A 16,359-nucleotide genomic window follows, 5' to 3' on the forward strand; every position below is an offset into this window, starting at 1 on the left:
TTCACTCCAAACGTGTTGCGGTCAGTGCCAGCGGCGGAAAATCAACGAGGTGTTGACGCCACCAAAAGCGAAATTGTTGTTCATCACGTACTCGTGATGCATCTGGCGGAATTCGCCGCGCAGGTAATCGAGCTTGCCGCAGTGCGGGTCGACCTCGTCGAGGTTGAGCGTGTGCACATACAGGTCGCGATTCATCATCTCGATGCTGAACCATGACTCCAGCGCCCCGCAGGCCCCCAGCGTGTGGCCGAGGAAACTCTTCTGCGAGCTGATCGGCATGTGTTCGCCGAACAGACTGCTGGTCGCCAGTGTTTCGGCAATGTCGCCCTGTTCTGTAGCGGTGCCGTGACCATTGACGTAACCGATGGCATCCGGCGCAAGCCCGGCGTCTTCCAGCGCCAGTTCCATGGCGCGGCGCATGGTGATCTGCTCGGGGCGGGTGGTGTGCTGGCCGTCGGCGTTGCTGCCGAAACCGACGATCTCGGCGTGGATCCGCGCCCCGCGAGCCAGCGCATGCTCCAGCTCTTCGAGCACCAGCATGCCGCCGCCTTCGCCGATCACCAGACCGTCGCGGCCCTTGTCGTACGGACGTGGGCTGGTCTGTGGCGCGTCGTTTTTCAGGCTGGTGGCGTACAGCGCGTCGAAGACCATGGCTTCGGTCGGGCACAGCTCTTCGGCACCGCCGGCGAGCATCAGCGGCAGCCGTCCGAACTTGATCGCTTCATACGCGTAGCCGATGCCCTGACTGCCGCTGGTGCAGGCGCTGGACGTCGGGATCAGGCGTCCGGTGAGGCCGAAGAAAATGCTGATATTGGCCGCGGTGGTGTGCGGCATCATCCGCACGTAGGAGTTGGCGTTGAGGCCTTCGGCCACCGAGTTGAGCAGCATGTTGCCGAAGGCCTTGATCTCGTCGGTGCTGCCGGTGGATGAGCCGCAGGCCACACCCATGCGTCCGTCCTTGATCGATTCGTCACCGAGCAGGCCGGCGTCGGCCAGTGCCTGTTCCGCCGCGCCCACCGCCAGCCGTGACACCCGGCCCATGCTGCGCAGTTGCTTGCGGGTCCAGTGCGGCGGTACGACAAAATCATCGATCGGCCCGGCCAGGCGGGTGTTGAGCTCGCTGAAGCGGTCCCACTCGTCCATGCGGCGGATGCCGCTGCGGTTGGCCGCGAAGTTGCCGGCGATGGTCTGCCAGTCGCTGCCCAGCGAGGTGATGCCGGCCATGCCGGTGACGACAACGCGCTTCATCAGCACAGGCCTCCGTTGACCGCCAGGACCTGGCGGGTGATGTACGAGGCTTCCGCCGACATCAGGAAATTCACCGCAGCAGCGACCTCTTGCGGGGTGCCCATGCGTTGTGCGGGGATCATTTTCATCAGCTCTTCCACCGGCACGTTTTCGTCGAGCATCGCCGTGTCGACCAGGCCCGGCGCGACGCAGTTAACCGTGATTTTGCGCTTGCCCAGTTCAATCGCCAACGCTTTCGCCGCACCGATCACCCCGGCCTTGGAGGCGCTGTAGTTGACCTGGCCACGGTTGCCGATCAAACCCGACACCGAAGTGATGCAGACGATCCGACCGGCGGCGCGGCGGCGGATCATCGGCATCATCACCGGGTGCAGGACGTTGTAGAAACCGTCGAGATTGGTGCGCAGCACCACGTCCCAATCGTCATCGCTCAACGCCGGAAAAGCGCCATCGCGGGTCAGGCCGGCGTTGAGCACCACGCCGTAATAGGCACCGTGGGTTTCGACGTCGGCTTCGAGGATGGTTTTGCAGGTTTCGCGGTCGGCGACGTCGAATTGCAGGATGCGCGCGTTGCGGCCCAGCGCTTCGACTTCGGCCTTCACCGCTTGGGCTTCAGCCACGCCGCTGCGGCAATGCAGGACGATGTCGTGCCCGGCCTGCGCCAGACGCAAGGCAATGGCGCGGCCGATGCCACGGCTGGAGCCGGTGACCAGTACGGATTCAGTCATCGTTCGACTCTCTGTTTTGTTCAAGGTATTGGCTGGGCTGCGGCGGGCGGAACACGTTCAAGCGTGCGCTGGCCTCGATGCCGGGGGCGTTGATGTGGCATTCGAAAACACCCATGCCGTTGTCGTCTTCCAGCGAACGGATGCCGTGGATGGTCAGTTCACTGCCGGCCGGAAACGCCTCGACGTTGCACTCGAATTTGCGCGTGCCGAGGAGGAAGCCCAGCTCCACCGGGTTGCCCTTCTGCCGTGCATGGCAACCGGCGAACGCGGCGACGCTCTGCGCCATCAACTCGATGCCGACCCACGCCGGCAGGCTGCCGTCGGGCAGGTTGAACAAGCCATCGGGCTTGACCGTGAGGCGGGTGTGGATCTGCTCCTCGTCGAAGCTGAGGATGCGGTCGAGCAGAATCATGTCGCCAGCGTGGGGCAGCAGTTCGGCGAGCGGCCAGTCGTTCATGGGGCGTCTCCGATAATCAGGCTGACGTTGTTGCCGCCGAAGGCAAACGAGTTGCTCATCAGGTAGCGGGGTGCAATGGACGACAGGCGTTCGCTCGCGGTCACCCACTTCAGCGCCGGCAAGTCGGGGTCGGGCTGGTCGTCCCAGACGTGTGGCGGCAGGGCGTGCTGCGGGTTGTCGGCGCTCAGGCTCAGCCAGCAGAACGCCGCTTCGAGGGCGCCGGCAGCGCCGAGGGTGTGGCCGGTCATCGGCTTGGTCGACGAGCAGGCCACGCCGTCGGGGAACAGCGTGGCGACCGCCAGACTTTCCATCGCATCGTTGTGCTGGGTCGCGGTGCCGTGCAGGTTCAGGTAGCTGATTTGCGCCGCTTTCAGCTGTGCGCGGCTCAAGGCTTTCTGCATCGCTTGCAGGGCGCCGCGGCCGCTCGGTTCCGGCGCGGAAATATGATGCGCGTCGGAGCTGGCGCCGCTGCCGAGCAGGGCAATGGCCGGGCCGTCGCTGCGCTGCTTGCTCATCAGGAACAGCACCGCCGCTTCGCCGATGTTGATGCCGTTGCGGTTGGCCGAGAACGGATTGCAGCGCTCGTCGGACACCGCTTCCAGCGCGCTGAAACCGTTGAGCGTGAGTTTGCACAGGCTGTCGACCCCGCCGCACAGCACCGCGTCGCACAGGCCCAGATCGAGCAAGCGCTGCGCGCTCATCAACGCCCGCGCACTGGACGTGCAGGCGGTGGAAATCACGTAGGTCGGGCCGCTGAGTTGCAGCCAGTCGGCGAGAAAATTCGCCGGGGCGCCGAGTTCCTGTTGCCGATAGTCGTACTCGGCCGGGAACTGCCGCTCACGAAGGTAGTGCGCCAACCCGCGACTGGCTTCGTCGATCCCCGAGGTGCTGGTGCCGAGCACCACGCCGATGCGCGCGCGACCATAGGTCTGGATCGCCCGATCGATGTCCTCGCGAATCTGCAGCGCGGCCTCCAGCAGCAGTTGATTGTTGCGGCTGCTCTGGTCGGCCAGTTCGGCCGGAATCGCCGCCAGCTCACCGTGCACCGCCGCCACCGGCAACTCACGCCCGGTCACCCAGCCGGACTCGCGGCGCATGCCCGAGCAGTCACCGGCAAACAGGTTGTGCGCGACCTGATGCTTGTCGCGGCCCAGCGCGCAGATCACGCCGAGGGCATTGAGGTAGGCAGTCATGGCGTCGGTTCACCGAGAGGAGAAACCCGATAGTGCGGGCCTTGGGGCAGATTCAATTGGAAACTCAACGGTTGTGCATAACGGATCGTCCAGCGCGGCGCCAGCGTGCGTTGCTCGCCCTGCTGCTGCGCGGCGGGATAATTGCGCGCCAGTTCGCCGGAGGGGGTCAGGGCGAACAACAGCAACGCGGCAAACAGCTCCCGGGCCTCCGGATTGGGCGGCAGCAGCCCGTCGGCCTGCCAGCGACCGTCGATCAGTTGCTGACGCGCCTGGGGGATGCCTAGCGGATCCATCATCGACCAGGCGGATGCCGGAGCCTTCGCGCTGGATCACCAGCAGCCAGTCCTGACGTTGATTGGCCTGATTACGTTCGATGTGCAATTGCAGCGGTAACGGCAGCGTCGGGTTGCTCGCGGGCAGCGGCGCCTGGTTGGCGCATCCACTTAGCAGGGCCGTTAGCAACAATACCAGCCACACCACAACCCCTGTGGGAGCGGGCTTGCTCGCGAAGGCGTCGGCACATCCGACATCAATGCCAACTGACCCACCGCTTTCGCGAGCAAGCCCGCTCCCACAGGTTAAGTGTTGCATCAGCAAGCCCCTGCCAATGGTTTTCGGGCAACGACATTCACCAACGTTTCCTCACGCTCGCCAAACGGCTTCGGCCGGCGCAACCCGAACCGCTCCAGCAAGCCGAAATCCTGCGACCGGCTCCACCACAAATACGGGTACGAGACATTGCGTTCGCCAAACTCGAAACCCTGCTGGCGAATCATCTCCAGGTACTGCGCCGCGCTCTTCTGCACCTGCATCGGATGGCGGAACAGCCAGCGGATCACCCAAGTATCAATGTAAGCCTCGGTGGACTCGGCGAACAGCAGATAACCGCCCGGTTTCAGTACGCGGTAGAACTCGGCGAGGGCTTTTTCCTGTTCGACCAGATGATGAAAGGTCTGGTGGCAGAACAGCAGGTCGACACTGGCATCGGCGACGTTGAGCGTCGCGCAATCGCTACCGATCAGCTCCACGTCGAAGCCCTGCCGCGCCGCTTCTTCGGCGCTCAGTTGCAAGCTGTGCGGATCGGCGTCGACGCCGATCAGACGCTGTGGGGCGAAGGTCTGGCGCAGATGGCGGAACGATTTGCCCTGACCGCAGCCAGCATCCAGCAGCACCGGATGGGCCGGCAGCGACTCGCTGAACAATCCGCGCAAATCATTGATCGCCACGCGCAGCACATGGTGCTGCCAGGTGTGACTGCGCAGGAACCAGAAACCGAAGCGGGTTTCCTCGACGTAGCTGTCGCTCAAGTAATTCATGGGGCGTCCTTTGCACAGAGTTCGGAAATCATCTTCAACCGGCGGCGCGCTTCGCTGACGAACGGGTTGCGTTCATCCCAGGCGTAACCGGCGAGGATCGAGCAGATCATCCGGCGAATGTCCGCCTGACTGTCTTGATAAAAAATCACGTCCTGAAAGGTGCCGGCGTACCAGCCCTCGACGTAGCAGCGGAAGGTGTCGACGCCACGTTTGAGCGGCTCGGCGAACTCGCGCTGCCAGTCGACGGTTTCGCCCTGCAACTGCCGGTGCAGGACCGCAGCGGCCATGCTCGCCGAACGCATGGCGATGGTCACGCCGGAGGAGAACACCGGGTCGAGAAATTCCGCGGCGTTGCCGAGCAGGGCGAAGCCGGGGCCATGCAGGGTTTTCACATTCGCCGCATAACCACCGAGGGTGCGCGCCGGAGTGTCCCACACCGCGTTGTTCAGCACGCCGGCGAGGCTTGGGGTTTCGGCGATGAAGCCGCGCAGGCAGGCGTCCAGATCGCTGTCGCGACCATGGAGATGTTCGGCGGCAGCCACCACGCCCACCGAGCAGCGACCGTTGCTGAACGGGATCGTCCAGAACCAGATGTCGCGGTGCTCGGGGTGGGTGGTGACGAGGATCTTCTCGCGGTCGAAGGCCGGGTTGTCGATGTGATCTTCAACGTGGGTGAACACCGCCTGGCGCACCGGGAAATTCGACGGCGCTTCCAGATCAAGCAAACGCGACAGCACGCGCCCGTAGCCGCTGGCGTCGAGTACGAAACCCGCTTCGACGCGGTACTCGCTGCCGTCCTCGCGCAGCACGTCGAGCTGCGGTCTGGCCCGATCGAAATCGACGCGGACGATGGCGTCGCCGTAGCGGATTTCGGCACCCTGCAATTCAGCCTGATCGGCCAGCAGCTTGTCGAAATCGGCGCGCTGCACCTGGAATGTGGTCGGCTTGCCCGCGCTGAAGGTGTCGCCGAAATCGAAGGCGCTGTAGCGCTCGCCCCAGGCGAACGCAGCACCGGTCTTGCGCTGGAATCCGGCGGCGTTGACGGCGTCGAGCATGCCGGCTTCTTCGACGAAGTCCAGGCAGTGGCTCAGCAGGCTTTCACCAATGGAAAACCTCGGGAAGTGCTGGCGCTCGAGCACCAGCACATCGTGGCCCTTGCGCGTGAGCAGCGCGGCGGCGATGGCGCCGGACGGGCCGGCACCAATGATCACTACCTGACGACGTTGCATTTCAACGGTTGGCACGTGAACTCCCGGGCGCAGTGGCGGTGGTTTTCAGGGGCGCGCGGTGCAGGCCGATCAGGGCCGGCAACAGCGTCGCGATCAGGCCCATCAGCATCAGCGCGAAGTACAGCGCCGGGCTGATCAGCTGTTGTTGCAGCAACAGGTTGAGAAAGACGATTTCACTCAGCCCGCGAATGTTCAGCAGCACGCTTTCACGCCAGCGGCTGGCGCCTTCAAACGACGCACCGGCCCAGCCCAGGCCCAGCCAGTTGCCGAGCAGTTTACTGGCAATCGGCAACAGCAGCAGCGCCGCCCATTGCACCGCGCCGAGACTGGCGAGGGCGCTGTGCACGTCAATCTGCACGATACCGAAGGTGAGGATCAGCGGGATCGCGATCCATGTCTGCAAACGGCTCATCCACCGCGCCGGCAATGGCAGCACCAGCGGCACTTTCAGCAAGGCCATGCACAGCAGATAACCGATGCCGAAAATCAGCGCGTTGAGTTTGTAGTGCTCGGCCAGCACCAGCAGCGCAAAGAAACCGAAGCTGTAGGTCAGCGGTCGACGCACGCGCAGCAGACTCAACAGCAGCGGCACGCAGGCCAGTCCCAGCGGCAACAACAGGCTGCTCAAATGCAGACTGCCCTGAGCGAGACCGAACAGCGTCCAGCAGGTCAGGTCGATGAGGATGGCGGTCTGCACCAGACGCCGGGTGGCGGCGGGCGGGTAGTCGATGTGACGCAAATACAGATACAGCACCGGGATCGCCGTGATCGCGAACACCAGACCGATCGCCAGCGAGTTCAGCCACGGTTGCGCTGGCAGCAACCAAGCGGCGGCCGCCAGACCGGAGGCAAATGGCACGGCAAAACTCGGCACGGCGATTTTCACGCTCTGGCGGTCCAGTCGCAGGTCGATCACATCACTGAGAATGTGCCCGAGCAACAGCGCGAAACTCAGGCTGTAGAGGTCTTTCAGCCACACCGGCGCAATCAGTTCGGCACCGCTGAGCTGCCAGCCCGGTTCGATCCAGAAATACATCAGCAGCGGCAACCCGAAGCTGGCCAGCAGCAACTGGCTGACGATCGGGATCAGGCCGAAATGCCGACCGATACGGGTCGCCACAGCGAACAGCGCCAAGGCCATCAGCCAGAAGCTGACGACCATCACGCTGCCGGCTCCACTACTGCGGCGCGGTGGACGTGACGTCCGGCCCACGGCGCCAGAATGAAGCTGAACGCCAGCCCCAGGCTCACCGCCAGGCCGAAATTGCTTACCGCCGGCGTGCTCGACACTGCCAGCAAACCGAACGACAGCCAGGTCGTCAGCGCCGCCAGCAAGGTGCCCAGCAAGCTGACAGCCGCACCGCCGACCTGCTCACGCATGAGGATCGCGTAATCGACGCTGATCGCCGTTACCAGCAGCAGGCCGAACAGGCTGAACAGGGTCAGCGGCTGACCGAGCCAACCGAGGCTGGCAAGGCTGCACAGCGCTGCCAGCAGCGGCAGGGCGACGATGCGCAAGGCGCCACCGAAACCGAACGGCACGATCAGCACCAGCACGATCAATACGCAGGAGGCGAGTTTCAGTTCGGCGGCGCTGATCTGGGTCGCGGCGAATACGTTGTTCAATTCGCCGAGACGATCCACCAGCATCACCCCCGGCAAGTCCAGCGCCTGCACCCGCAGCAGTGACGGATTGTTCAGGCCTTGCAGGCTGGTCATCGCCGCCACGCCGTCAGCGGTCGGGCCGAGCCACAGCGTACGGTAAGGCTCGCCTAACGGCCCGGCCAGTGCCGCGTCGATGTCTTCGGCAGGCAGGTTCTGCAACTGCTGCAACTCGGTTTGCAACGCCGCGAGCGGTACGCCTAGCTCGAGCAGTGGCTGCCAGTATTGCGGCAGTTTGCTCAGCGCTTCGCGAACCTGCTGTTGCTGGCTCGGCGGACTGAGCAGTTGATCGAGGGCCAGATAGCCTTGCAGTTTGTCGAGGTTGACCAGTTGCTGCAGACGCTCGCTCAACGCGGCCTGACGCTCCAGCAGTTGCTGCTGATTGGCGCCGCGTACGAGGAAGAACTGGCTGGTCGGCTGATAGCCGGTGATGCGCGCGATGGTCTGCGCTTCATCGGTCAGGCGTTGTGGCGCACCGACCCACTGGCGGATGTCATTCTTGCTTTGCAGCTGCACCAGACCGCCAGCGCAGAACGCGATCAGCAGCGCCAGCAGCACCGGGGTGCGCACGTGTTCGAGCAGGTTTTCGCGCAGTTGCACCAAGCGCTCGGCCAGACGCAGCGGCCATTGCGCCGGTTGCAGCTCAACGTTGTTCAGCAGGGCCGGCAGCAGGCACACCGCCGACAGATAGGCACCGAGCAATCCGGCGGCAGAGAACACCGCGATTTGTGTCAGCGCCGGGAAGGGCGTCCAGGCCAGCGCCAGATAACCGATGGCGCTGGTGATCAGGCTCAGCGTCAGCCCGGAGAGTGTCAGGCGCAGCGCCGGCCAGCTGCGCCACGGCTTGAGGCTCCAGCTTTTCGACAGATAGTGCAGCGGGTAATCCACCGCCACGCCGATCAGGCTGGAGCCGAGTACCAAGGTCATCACGTGCATGTGGCCGAACAGCGCCACGCAGGCCACCGCGCCGAACAGCATGCCCACCAGCACCGGCACGAACGCCAGCAGCACCCGCCAGCGGCGAAACGCCAACAGCAGCAACAACAGAATCCCGAGAGTGGCGCCGCCGCCGACCCAGGTCATTTCGCGGGTGGCTTGCTGCTGACCGTTGGCGGCGTACAGCAGACCGCTGGCGGCCAACAGTTGCACGTCGGCTCTCGCCGCTTGCTCGCGACTGTGCTGCAGCAGATCAGCGACTTTCAGCGGCAGGTTCATGTCGAAGGCATCGCCGGTGGTGCGCGCGCGCAGCAGCACCCAGCGCTTGCCGTCGGCATCGGCGATCAGTGCGCCGCTGCCGATGTCCAGTTGCACCGCGCCGTGTTTCGGCTGGCTGTTCTGGATGCGTCCGGTCAGGCCCAGCCAGTCGTCCTGGCTCGGTACCAGGGTGAAACCGTTGAACGGGTCGAACAGCGCTTGCACCCGTTGCTGAATGAACGCATCGGGATGCTCGCTCAGCAGTTGCCGGTCATCCGCCGAGAGCATCGCCAGTCGCCCTTGCAGCAGTTGCGTGCGCAGCGCCGGCAGATCCGCCTGCAGGTTCCACTGGACCTTTTCGAACAGACCGCTGGCCTGCCATTGCTCGCCCAGAGTCTGAGCCATGGCCACCGCTTGCTGGCGATCGGCGTGGCCGACCAGCACCAGCATTTCCCGATTGAGCGGCTCCTGCATGCGCTGTTCGGCGCGCAGTTCGAGGGCGTCAGGGTTGGTCCCGGGCACCAGCTCCATGAGGTTGGCCGACAGCGGCGCACCGTCGCGCCACTGCCACCCGGCCAGCGCGACGACCGCCAGCAGCAGGATCAGGAACAGCCACGGCAGCCTGCTTTCACTCGGCAAAGTCATGTTGCTCCGCTTCGCTCAACGGTTGACCGGAGGTACTGTCCTGCATGCGCAACACGGTGCTGTCGCCCTGGGTTTCCAGCAGTTCGATGGTCTGCACCAGCTCACCGCCGTCGATATTGATCTGATTGAACACTTGCTTGAGCAGCACCGAGCGCGGGGTCAGGGTCAGTTTCCACTGCTGTGCGTCGCCGCTCAGGGCCAGTTCGAAATCCCGCTGCAAGCCGCTGCTGTCGCCTTGCAGCACGGCGAGGAACAAACGGTTCTGTTCGGCACCGGCGCTCTTGTTCGGCAGCAACTGCCAAGCGTTGCCGTCACGACGGGCGATGCCGTTGGCGGTGATGCGGTAATCCTGTTGCAGCGGGGTCTTGAGCAGCCAGAGCAGGCCGTGATTTTTCGCCAGGACGAAGTTGCCCTTGCTGATCAGCGGCTGAGGCAGCGCGCGCAGGTGTTTTTCCTGAATGAACTGGCCGTGGATCACTTCCGGTTTCGCCAGTTGTTCGCTGAGCTGTTGCAGGTCGAAGGCGTTGGCCAGCGTCGACACGGCGAGCAGCGCCATCGCGCCAAGGCATTTGCAGAACAGGTTCATCGCAGCATCCTTTCCACCGCATCGGTGAACACTTTGGGTGAGGCCAGTTGCATCTCGCGGCTGCTGATCTCGACCGCCACCTGCACCGAGCTGGCACGGGTCAGGCGCTCACCGGTCTGCAGGTCGGTGATCAGATAATTGATCTTCAAGCGGTTCTCCCACTCCACCAGACTGGCGCGCACGTTCAAGCGCTGGCCGAACACCGCGCCGCGCACATAACGCAGTTGCAGGTCGATGATCGGCCACGCGTAACCGGACTCGGACATCTGCGTGTAGTTGTGGCCGATCTGGTCGAGCAGCGCGCAGCGCGCCACTTCCAGGTATTTGACGTAATGCCCGTGCCAGACCACGTGCATGGTGTCGACGTCGAAAAACGGTACGAGGATTTCCGTGTCGGCGTGCAGCACTCCGGCGCTACGCATGCAGCCTCCAGTGTTGCTCGGCGATACGTTGCAGACACAGGCGCAATTCGCCTTCGAGTGCACGGTCTTCGATGACCGGCGGGAAGTCCTTGGCCAGCTCTTCGTGCATGGCGGCCAGCGAAGGTGGCAGCGCGCGTGCGTCTTCATCGCGACCACGCAGCCAGACGCCCTGATTGGCCGCGAGCAACGTGGCGGCGGCGACTTGTTCGGTCAGCTCCAGCACGCGAATCGCGTCACGGGCGGCGATGGTGCCCATGCTCACCTTGTCCTGGTTGTGACACTCGGTGGAGCGTGAGAACACGCTGGCCGGCATGGTGTTTTTCAGCGCTTCGGCGGTCCAGGCGCTGGTGCCGATCTGCACGGCCTTGAAGCCGTGATTGATCATGGCGCGATCCGCCGGGGCGCCGGACAGGTTGCTCGGCAAACCGTGGTTGTAGCGCTCGTCGACCAGCAGCGCGAGCTGCCGGTCGAGCAGGTCGGCGACGTTGGCCACCAGATTTTTCAGGCTGTCCATGGCGAACGCGATGTGCCCGCCGTAGAAGTGCCCGCCGTGCAGCACGCGTTCGGCTTCGGCGTCGATGATCGGGTTGTCGTTGGCGCTGTTGAGTTCGGTCTCGATGAACGCACGCAACCAGTTCAGGCTGTCGGCCAGCACCCCGAGCACGTGCGGGGCGCAGCGCAGCGAGTAGCGATCCTGCAGGCGATGCAGCGGCGCGGTCGGCGCGTCGATCGCCAGATCCTTGCGCAGCCACGCGGCGACTTGCATCTGCCCCGGATGCGGCTTGGCGGCGAACAGACGCTCGTCGAAGTGTTCCGGATTGCCTTGCAGCGCGACCACGTTGAGCGCGGTGATGCGCGTGGCCAGTTGCAGCAGATAGTCGGCGCGGGCGAAAGCCAGGCACGCAAGACCGGTCATCACCGCCGTGCCGTTCATCAAGGCCAGCGCTTCTTTCGGACGGAGCACCAATGGCGTCCAGCCCAGTTCGCGATGCACGTCGGCCGCTTGCCGGCGTTCGCCACGGAACAGCACTTCGCGCTCGCCGGACAGGGTGGCGGCAACATAGGACAGCGGCGTCAGATCGCCGCTGGCCCCGACCGAACCTTCCTCGGGGATCAGCGGCAGGACGTCGTGTTCAAGGAAGGCGTGCAGGCGCTCCAACAGTTCGATGCGCACCCCGGACACGCCGTGGCACAGCGACTGCAAACGCGCCGCCAGCACGGCGCGGGTGGCTTGCGCGTCGAGCAGTTTGCCGAGTCCGCAACCGTGGAAGGTGTAGAGATGACGCGGCAGTGCCTCGACGTGATGCAGCGGCACCGCGACCACGCAGGAATCGCCGTAACCGGTGGTCACGCCGTAGATCACGCCTTCCTTGTCCAGCAGCGAGTCGAGGAACCGTGCGCCTTTGGCGATGCGCTCGCGGTAAGCGGCGTCGCTCTGCAACTGCACGGGCGCCTGACGGTTGGCCAGGGCCAGCACGTCTTCGATGTGCAAAGGGCGTTCGCCGAAGGTTACCGGCTCATGGGTTGGCGTCGTCATCGGTCTTCCAGAAAGGGTAAAAGTTGAACCATTGGTGCGGGGCTTCGAGGCAATAGTGACTCAGGCGCTGCGCGTAGCGGGTGGCCCACTGATGAATGACCTGCTCGCGCTCGCGGCGCGTCCAGGTCACGCTGTCGGCGAACGGCTCGAGGGTCAGGCGATAATGGCCGTCCGGTTGTTTCAGGCACATCAGCAGATTGACCGGACACTTGAGCAAACCGGCCAGCAGCCACGGACCTTGCGGAAACGCTGCCGGGTGGCCGAGAAAATCCACGCTGACGCTGCGCCCGCCGTGCAACGGCACGCGGTCGCCAGCAATCGCCAGCCACTCGCCGCGCTCCAGGCGTTCGTGCAGTTGCAGCATGATTACCGGGTCCAGTTCGCTGACCTGAATCAGGCGCAGATTGGTCGCCCCGGCCTCGCCCAGCAAGCGATTGAACTGCTCGGCGTGCTTGGTGTGCACCAATACGTTCATGGTGACCTTTTCGCCAATCTCCGCCAGCGCCCGGCACACCTCGAGGTTGCCCAGGTGCGCGCCGACCAGCAGTTGCCCGCGACTGCCGCGCAACTGATTGCGCAGCAATGCCGGGTCGATGATTTCGATCTGCTCGATGCGCAGCTTGCCGTTCCACACGTCGAGCTTGTCGAGCAGTGAATCGGCGAACGCCATGAACTGGCGGAACACCCGCCAGTAACTCGGTCGCAATTCGCCGCGGTTGCTCCAGTCGGCCAACCGTTGCTGGTATTGCCAGGCACTGTTGCGCGCGGTACGGCCGAACAGGAAGAAGTACAGGACGATGCCGTACAGCAGCGGACTGAGCAGACGCCGGCCAAGCACCTTGGCGGCGAACGCGGTGAATTTCATCAGCAGGAAGCTGCCGCGTTCTTCGCGGTCGGCCCAGTGCTTCTTGTCGGTCTCGACGCTCATGTGCGCCACCGGCGCCAGAGGATGACGGGCAGGCGCAGCAGCATGCCGAAGAACAACCGGGTATGCATGCTGGAAATCAGCGCGTTGTCATGGAACAGACGGAAGTGCGAGACGCCGTCCAGCGGGTAATGCACGCTGGTCTGCAGCCAGCGCATCGGCTGGTTGCGCCACGCCAGGCGCACGAGGATGTCGGAGTCGAAATCCATACGCTTGCCGACCCGCGCCGAGTCGATCACCGCCAGCGTCGGGGCCAGCGGATAGACGCGAAAGCCGCACATCGAATCGCGGATCTGCAACGACAGCGTGTTGATCCAGACCATCACGTGGGTCAGATAACGCGCATACAAACGGCCATTGGGCACGCTCTCGTCGAACAGCGGATAACCGCAGATCATCGCCTCCGGGTGGGCGCGGGATTCCTCGACGAAACGGGCGACGTCGTGCAGGTCGTGCTGGCCGTCGGCGTCAACTTGCAGGGCATGGGTGAAGCCCAGACGAGCAGCTTCGCGCAGGCCGGTCATCACCGCGCCGCCCTTGCCCTGATTGAGGGTCAGGCGCACCAGATGCACGCTTTCGCGTTCGGCCAGCGCATCCAGCACTCGCGCGCAGGACGGGGTGCTGGCGTCGTCCACCAGAATGCACGGCAGCCCTTGGGCGAGCAGCGCGTCGACCACGGTGCCGATCGCGGTTTCATGGTTGTAGACCGGAATCACGGCGCAAGGGTTATGCATCGGCGGCTCCTAGCAGGATTCGTCCGCTGGAGCAGGTCGCGGTGTCGTTACGGTAGGCGAAATACAGTTTGCCGCGCTCGGGATCGAAACGCAGGTGCAGCTGGATTTCATCGCCGGGGCGCACCAGTTGCTGGAATTTCAGCACTTCCATGCCGGCAAATTTGCCGGCCAGGTTCAGCAGTTGTCGGCCAAGGTTCAGCGCCCATTCGACCTGTACCACACCGGGCAGCACCGGGGCCTCTTGGGGAAGTGGCCGCTGAAGTAGGCCAGGTCCGGCGGAACACTCAATTGCAGGCTCCACTCGCCGTCGGTTTCGACCTGCTCCAGCACTTCCGGAGCTTTCGGCCGTGGCGCCAGCAGCAGGGCTTCGATGTCGGCCTGCGGCAGCTTGCCCTGGCTGTTCAGCGGCAGTTGCCGCACCAGACGCCAGCGCCGGGGCAAGGCCAGCGCCTCGCAATGCTGGCTCAGGTGTTTGCGCAGGGCTTCGGTCAGGCTGCGACGACCGTGTTCGCGCAAGGCAAACAGGCCGGCGTCGCTGAGTACCAGCAAGGCACCCAGCACCGCACGGTTTTCCTGAACCACGCCCAGCCGTGCTTCGGCGACCCAGTCGTGGGCGACCAGTGCCTGTTCGAGCATCGGCAGGGAGATGCGCTTCTCTTCGAGTTTGACGATGCGGTCCAGCCGCCCGAGCAGTTCGAAACGTCCGTCGGCGGCGATGCGCACGGCATCGGCGGTATGTTCGACATGCCCGGCCGGCAGATAGGGAGAAGCGATCAGCAGGGCGCCGTCGCTGTCCTGGCTTAGCTCAACCCCGACGAAGGGCTGCCACAGGCTGGCGCCCTGACGCCAGGCGATGCCACCGGTTTCCGAGCTGCCGAGGATTTCGGTCGGCCACTGTTGCAGGCGTTGCTGCAGGCTCTGTGCCGCGTCTGCGGGTAAAGCGCCGCCGGAGGAAAACACCCGGCGCACGGCGCTCAGGGCCGGCCAGTCGAGGTTGTCGCCCATGCGTTTGAGCAGTGCCGGGCTGCCGACCCAGGCGAAGGCCGGGTGTTCGCGGCTGGCGCGCTGCAGGTCTTCCGGGAACGCCAGTTGCCTGCGCACGAACGGGCGTCCGGCGCACAGCGGCCACAGCACCCGGAACAACAAACCGTAGATGTGCTGGGTGGCGACGCTGCCGATGATCCAGGCCTCTCCCAGATCCGCGCCCCACAGTTGCTCCAGTGCTTCGACCTCGTTGGCCAGTTGGCGCAGGGTCTTGTCGATACGCTTGGGCTCGCCGCTGGAGCCGGAGGTGCACAGGCTCAGGCGGCACTGCTCGAGGTCGAGTTCAGCACCGGGCAGGGCCGGCTGCAGCAGATCGCTCAAGTGAGCATCATCGGGGTGATCGCTCAACCACAGATCGACCTCACTCGACCAGCGTTGGCGGGTCTGCGCTTGCAGGTCGGAGGGCAGCAGGACGGCGACGCCCGCGCGCCAGGCGCCGAGCAGGGCGATGGCGAGGTCGGCGGCATCTTCCAGATGCACCGCCATGCGCTGCACGCCGCGTGCCTGCAGGCCGGCGGCAACGCTCAGCGCCTGCTCGCGCAGTTGCGTGTGGTCGAGCGCCGGGGCGGCGCTGATTGCGCGCTCCGGCGGGGCCTTGAGCAACAGTTGCTCAAGTTTTATCCAGTTCATTTACGGCCTCTTACCCGTTGTCGTATCAGCCATTCAATGGCAAACATCAGGCCGATCAATCCGTAGGAGATCAGGCCGGTGTACAACATCCACCAATGCAGCGGCGCCCACAGGGTCAGGAGCGCGGCGCACAAACCGTTGCAGAAGAAAAACACGCTCCAGGCCACCGTGACCTGGCGGGTGTAGCGGATCGCTTCGGGCGGCAATTGCGGCTCGCGCAATCGCGCCAGACGCTCGACCATCGGCGGCCCGTATTTCAGGCTCAGGCTGAACAGCACCAGCATGAAGCCGCTGATCAGCACCGGATACCAGCGCAGCAACAGCGGACTGTCGAACAGCGCCAGCAGCAGGCAGAACACGATCGCTACGCAGGCCAGGCCATCCAGCGGCTGCCGGGTTTGCGCTCGCCGGTCAGCGCGCGCGCCAGCCACAGCCCGCCCAGCAGCAGTCCGAACTGCCACGGGGCGAAGTGCTCCATGCCGAAATACACCGCAAAGGGGTACAGCAGCCCCGCCAGCAGCAGGCAGGCCGAGGCCGATCAATCGGCTCATGCGGCCGGTTGAACCAGACGGTAGACCGCCTCGACCACGTCACCGACGGTGCGCACCGATTTGAATTCTTCGGCGGCGATTTTCTTGCCGGTCTGGCGTTTGATGTGATCGATCAGGTCGACCGCGTCGATGCTGTCGATCTCCAGATCCTGATACAGGTTGGACTCCAGGCTGATCCGCGCCGGATCCAGTTCGAACAGCTCGACCAAGGCATCGCGCAGGGTGTTGAAAATGTCGTCACGAGTTTGCATGGTCCGG

General features: G+C 64.5%; 14 protein-coding genes and 3 pseudogenes. All 17 read right to left on the reverse strand.

The features are described from left to right. Positions 1 to 21: 21 nt before the first annotated feature. Positions 22 to 1,248, reverse strand: a complete 1,227-nt coding sequence (locus tag E3Z29_RS04735; RefSeq protein WP_134785252.1) for a beta-ketoacyl-ACP synthase — start codon at positions 1,246 to 1,248, stop codon at positions 22 to 24. Next, positions 1,248 to 1,976: a 3-oxoacyl-ACP reductase FabG gene (gene fabG, locus E3Z29_RS04740; protein WP_134785253.1), complete on the reverse strand. Its 729-nt coding sequence runs from the start codon at positions 1,974 to 1,976 to the stop codon at positions 1,248 to 1,250. Before fabG ends, E3Z29_RS04735 begins: the two co-directional genes overlap by 1 nt. Further along, a complete protein-coding gene (locus tag E3Z29_RS04745) occupies positions 1,969 to 2,433 on the reverse strand; it encodes a hotdog family protein (RefSeq protein ID WP_134785254.1) in 465 nt (154 codons plus the stop codon). Before E3Z29_RS04745 ends, fabG begins: the two co-directional genes overlap by 8 nt. Next, positions 2,430 to 3,626 carry a beta-ketoacyl-[acyl-carrier-protein] synthase family protein gene (locus E3Z29_RS04750; protein WP_134785255.1) on the reverse strand — a complete coding sequence of 399 codons (1,197 nt, stop codon included), beginning with the start codon at positions 3,624 to 3,626 and terminating at the stop codon, positions 2,430 to 2,432. Before E3Z29_RS04750 ends, E3Z29_RS04745 begins: the two co-directional genes overlap by 4 nt. Next, positions 3,623 to 4,217: pseudogene (locus E3Z29_RS04755) on the reverse strand (hypothetical protein). The gene E3Z29_RS04750 and the pseudogene E3Z29_RS04755 overlap by 4 nt, the downstream one beginning before the upstream one ends. Further along, positions 4,217 to 4,942 (reverse strand): class I SAM-dependent methyltransferase, encoded by a 726-nt coding sequence (locus E3Z29_RS04765; RefSeq protein ID WP_134785256.1) that lies wholly within the window; start codon positions 4,940 to 4,942, stop codon positions 4,217 to 4,219. The pseudogene E3Z29_RS04755 and the gene E3Z29_RS04765 overlap by 1 nt, the downstream one beginning before the upstream one ends. Beyond that, positions 4,939 to 6,186 (reverse strand): NAD(P)/FAD-dependent oxidoreductase, encoded by a 1,248-nt coding sequence (locus E3Z29_RS04770; protein WP_134785257.1) that lies wholly within the window; start codon positions 6,184 to 6,186, stop codon positions 4,939 to 4,941. Before E3Z29_RS04770 ends, E3Z29_RS04765 begins: the two co-directional genes overlap by 4 nt. Next, positions 6,173 to 7,336, reverse strand: a complete 1,164-nt coding sequence (locus E3Z29_RS04775; protein WP_134785258.1) for a sodium:proton antiporter — start codon at positions 7,334 to 7,336, stop codon at positions 6,173 to 6,175. Before E3Z29_RS04775 ends, E3Z29_RS04770 begins: the two co-directional genes overlap by 14 nt. Further along, complete coding sequence (locus tag E3Z29_RS04780) at positions 7,333 to 9,672, reverse strand: MMPL family transporter (protein WP_134785259.1); 2,340 nt, start codon at positions 9,670 to 9,672, stop codon at positions 7,333 to 7,335. Before E3Z29_RS04780 ends, E3Z29_RS04775 begins: the two co-directional genes overlap by 4 nt. Next, positions 9,656 to 10,258 (reverse strand): outer membrane lipoprotein carrier protein LolA, encoded by a 603-nt coding sequence (locus E3Z29_RS04785; protein ID WP_096794707.1) that lies wholly within the window; start codon positions 10,256 to 10,258, stop codon positions 9,656 to 9,658. Before E3Z29_RS04785 ends, E3Z29_RS04780 begins: the two co-directional genes overlap by 17 nt. Continuing rightward, a complete protein-coding gene (locus E3Z29_RS04790) occupies positions 10,255 to 10,680 on the reverse strand; it encodes a thioesterase family protein (RefSeq protein WP_027611337.1) in 426 nt (141 codons plus the stop codon). The genes E3Z29_RS04785 and E3Z29_RS04790 overlap by 4 nt, the downstream gene beginning before the upstream one ends. Continuing rightward, a complete protein-coding gene (gene hutH / locus E3Z29_RS04795; protein WP_134785260.1) occupies positions 10,673 to 12,217 on the reverse strand; it encodes a histidine ammonia-lyase in 1,545 nt (514 codons plus the stop codon). The genes E3Z29_RS04790 and hutH overlap by 8 nt, the downstream gene beginning before the upstream one ends. Next, on the reverse strand, positions 12,198 to 13,145 hold the full coding sequence (locus E3Z29_RS04800) for a glycosyl transferase (protein WP_134785261.1): 948 nt from the start codon (positions 13,143 to 13,145) through the stop codon (positions 12,198 to 12,200). The genes hutH and E3Z29_RS04800 overlap by 20 nt, the downstream gene beginning before the upstream one ends. Continuing rightward, a complete protein-coding gene (locus E3Z29_RS04805; protein ID WP_134785262.1) occupies positions 13,142 to 13,876 on the reverse strand; it encodes a glycosyltransferase family 2 protein in 735 nt (244 codons plus the stop codon). The genes E3Z29_RS04800 and E3Z29_RS04805 overlap by 4 nt, the downstream gene beginning before the upstream one ends. After that, positions 13,869 to 15,550, reverse strand: a pseudogene (locus E3Z29_RS04810) (AMP-binding protein). Before E3Z29_RS04810 ends, E3Z29_RS04805 begins: the two are co-directional and overlap by 8 nt. Beyond that, positions 15,547 to 16,101: pseudogene (locus E3Z29_RS04815) on the reverse strand (hypothetical protein). The pseudogenes E3Z29_RS04810 and E3Z29_RS04815 overlap by 4 nt, the downstream one beginning before the upstream one ends. Continuing rightward, on the reverse strand, positions 16,098 to 16,352 hold the full coding sequence (locus E3Z29_RS04820; protein ID WP_003220947.1) for an acyl carrier protein: 255 nt from the start codon (positions 16,350 to 16,352) through the stop codon (positions 16,098 to 16,100). The pseudogene E3Z29_RS04815 and the gene E3Z29_RS04820 overlap by 4 nt, the downstream one beginning before the upstream one ends. Positions 16,353 to 16,359 lie beyond the last annotated feature (7 nt).

This window comes from Pseudomonas sp. S150 (assembly GCF_004526365.1).
Taxonomy (GTDB): domain Bacteria; phylum Pseudomonadota; class Gammaproteobacteria; order Pseudomonadales; family Pseudomonadaceae; genus Aquipseudomonas; species Aquipseudomonas putida_A.

Excerpts from the sequence above, each read along its gene's own strand:
- E3Z29_RS04820 (WP_003220947.1), bottom strand. The coding sequence starts at position 16,352 with ATGCAAACTCGTGACGACATTTTCAACACCCTGCGCGATGCCTTGGTC.
- E3Z29_RS04745 (WP_134785254.1), bottom strand. The coding sequence starts at position 2,433 with ATGAACGACTGGCCGCTCGCCGAACTGCTGCCCCACGCTGGCGACATG.
- E3Z29_RS04790 (WP_027611337.1), bottom strand. The coding sequence starts at position 10,680 with ATGCGTAGCGCCGGAGTGCTGCACGCCGACACGGAAATCCTCGTACCG.
- E3Z29_RS04780 (WP_134785259.1), bottom strand. The coding sequence starts at position 9,672 with ATGACTTTGCCGAGTGAAAGCAGGCTGCCGTGGCTGTTCCTGATCCTG.
- E3Z29_RS04735 (WP_134785252.1), bottom strand. The coding sequence starts at position 1,248 with ATGAAGCGCGTTGTCGTCACCGGCATGGCCGGCATCACCTCGCTGGGC.
- fabG (WP_134785253.1), bottom strand. The coding sequence starts at position 1,976 with ATGACTGAATCCGTACTGGTCACCGGCTCCAGCCGTGGCATCGGCCGC.
- E3Z29_RS04765 (WP_134785256.1), bottom strand. The coding sequence starts at position 4,942 with ATGAATTACTTGAGCGACAGCTACGTCGAGGAAACCCGCTTCGGTTTC.
- E3Z29_RS04785 (WP_096794707.1), bottom strand. The coding sequence starts at position 10,258 with ATGAACCTGTTCTGCAAATGCCTTGGCGCGATGGCGCTGCTCGCCGTG.
- E3Z29_RS04805 (WP_134785262.1), bottom strand. The coding sequence starts at position 13,876 with ATGCATAACCCTTGCGCCGTGATTCCGGTCTACAACCATGAAACCGCG.
- E3Z29_RS04750 (WP_134785255.1), bottom strand. The coding sequence starts at position 3,626 with ATGACTGCCTACCTCAATGCCCTCGGCGTGATCTGCGCGCTGGGCCGC.
- E3Z29_RS04800 (WP_134785261.1), bottom strand. The coding sequence starts at position 13,145 with ATGAGCGTCGAGACCGACAAGAAGCACTGGGCCGACCGCGAAGAACGC.
- hutH (WP_134785260.1), bottom strand. The coding sequence starts at position 12,217 with ATGACGACGCCAACCCATGAGCCGGTAACCTTCGGCGAACGCCCTTTG.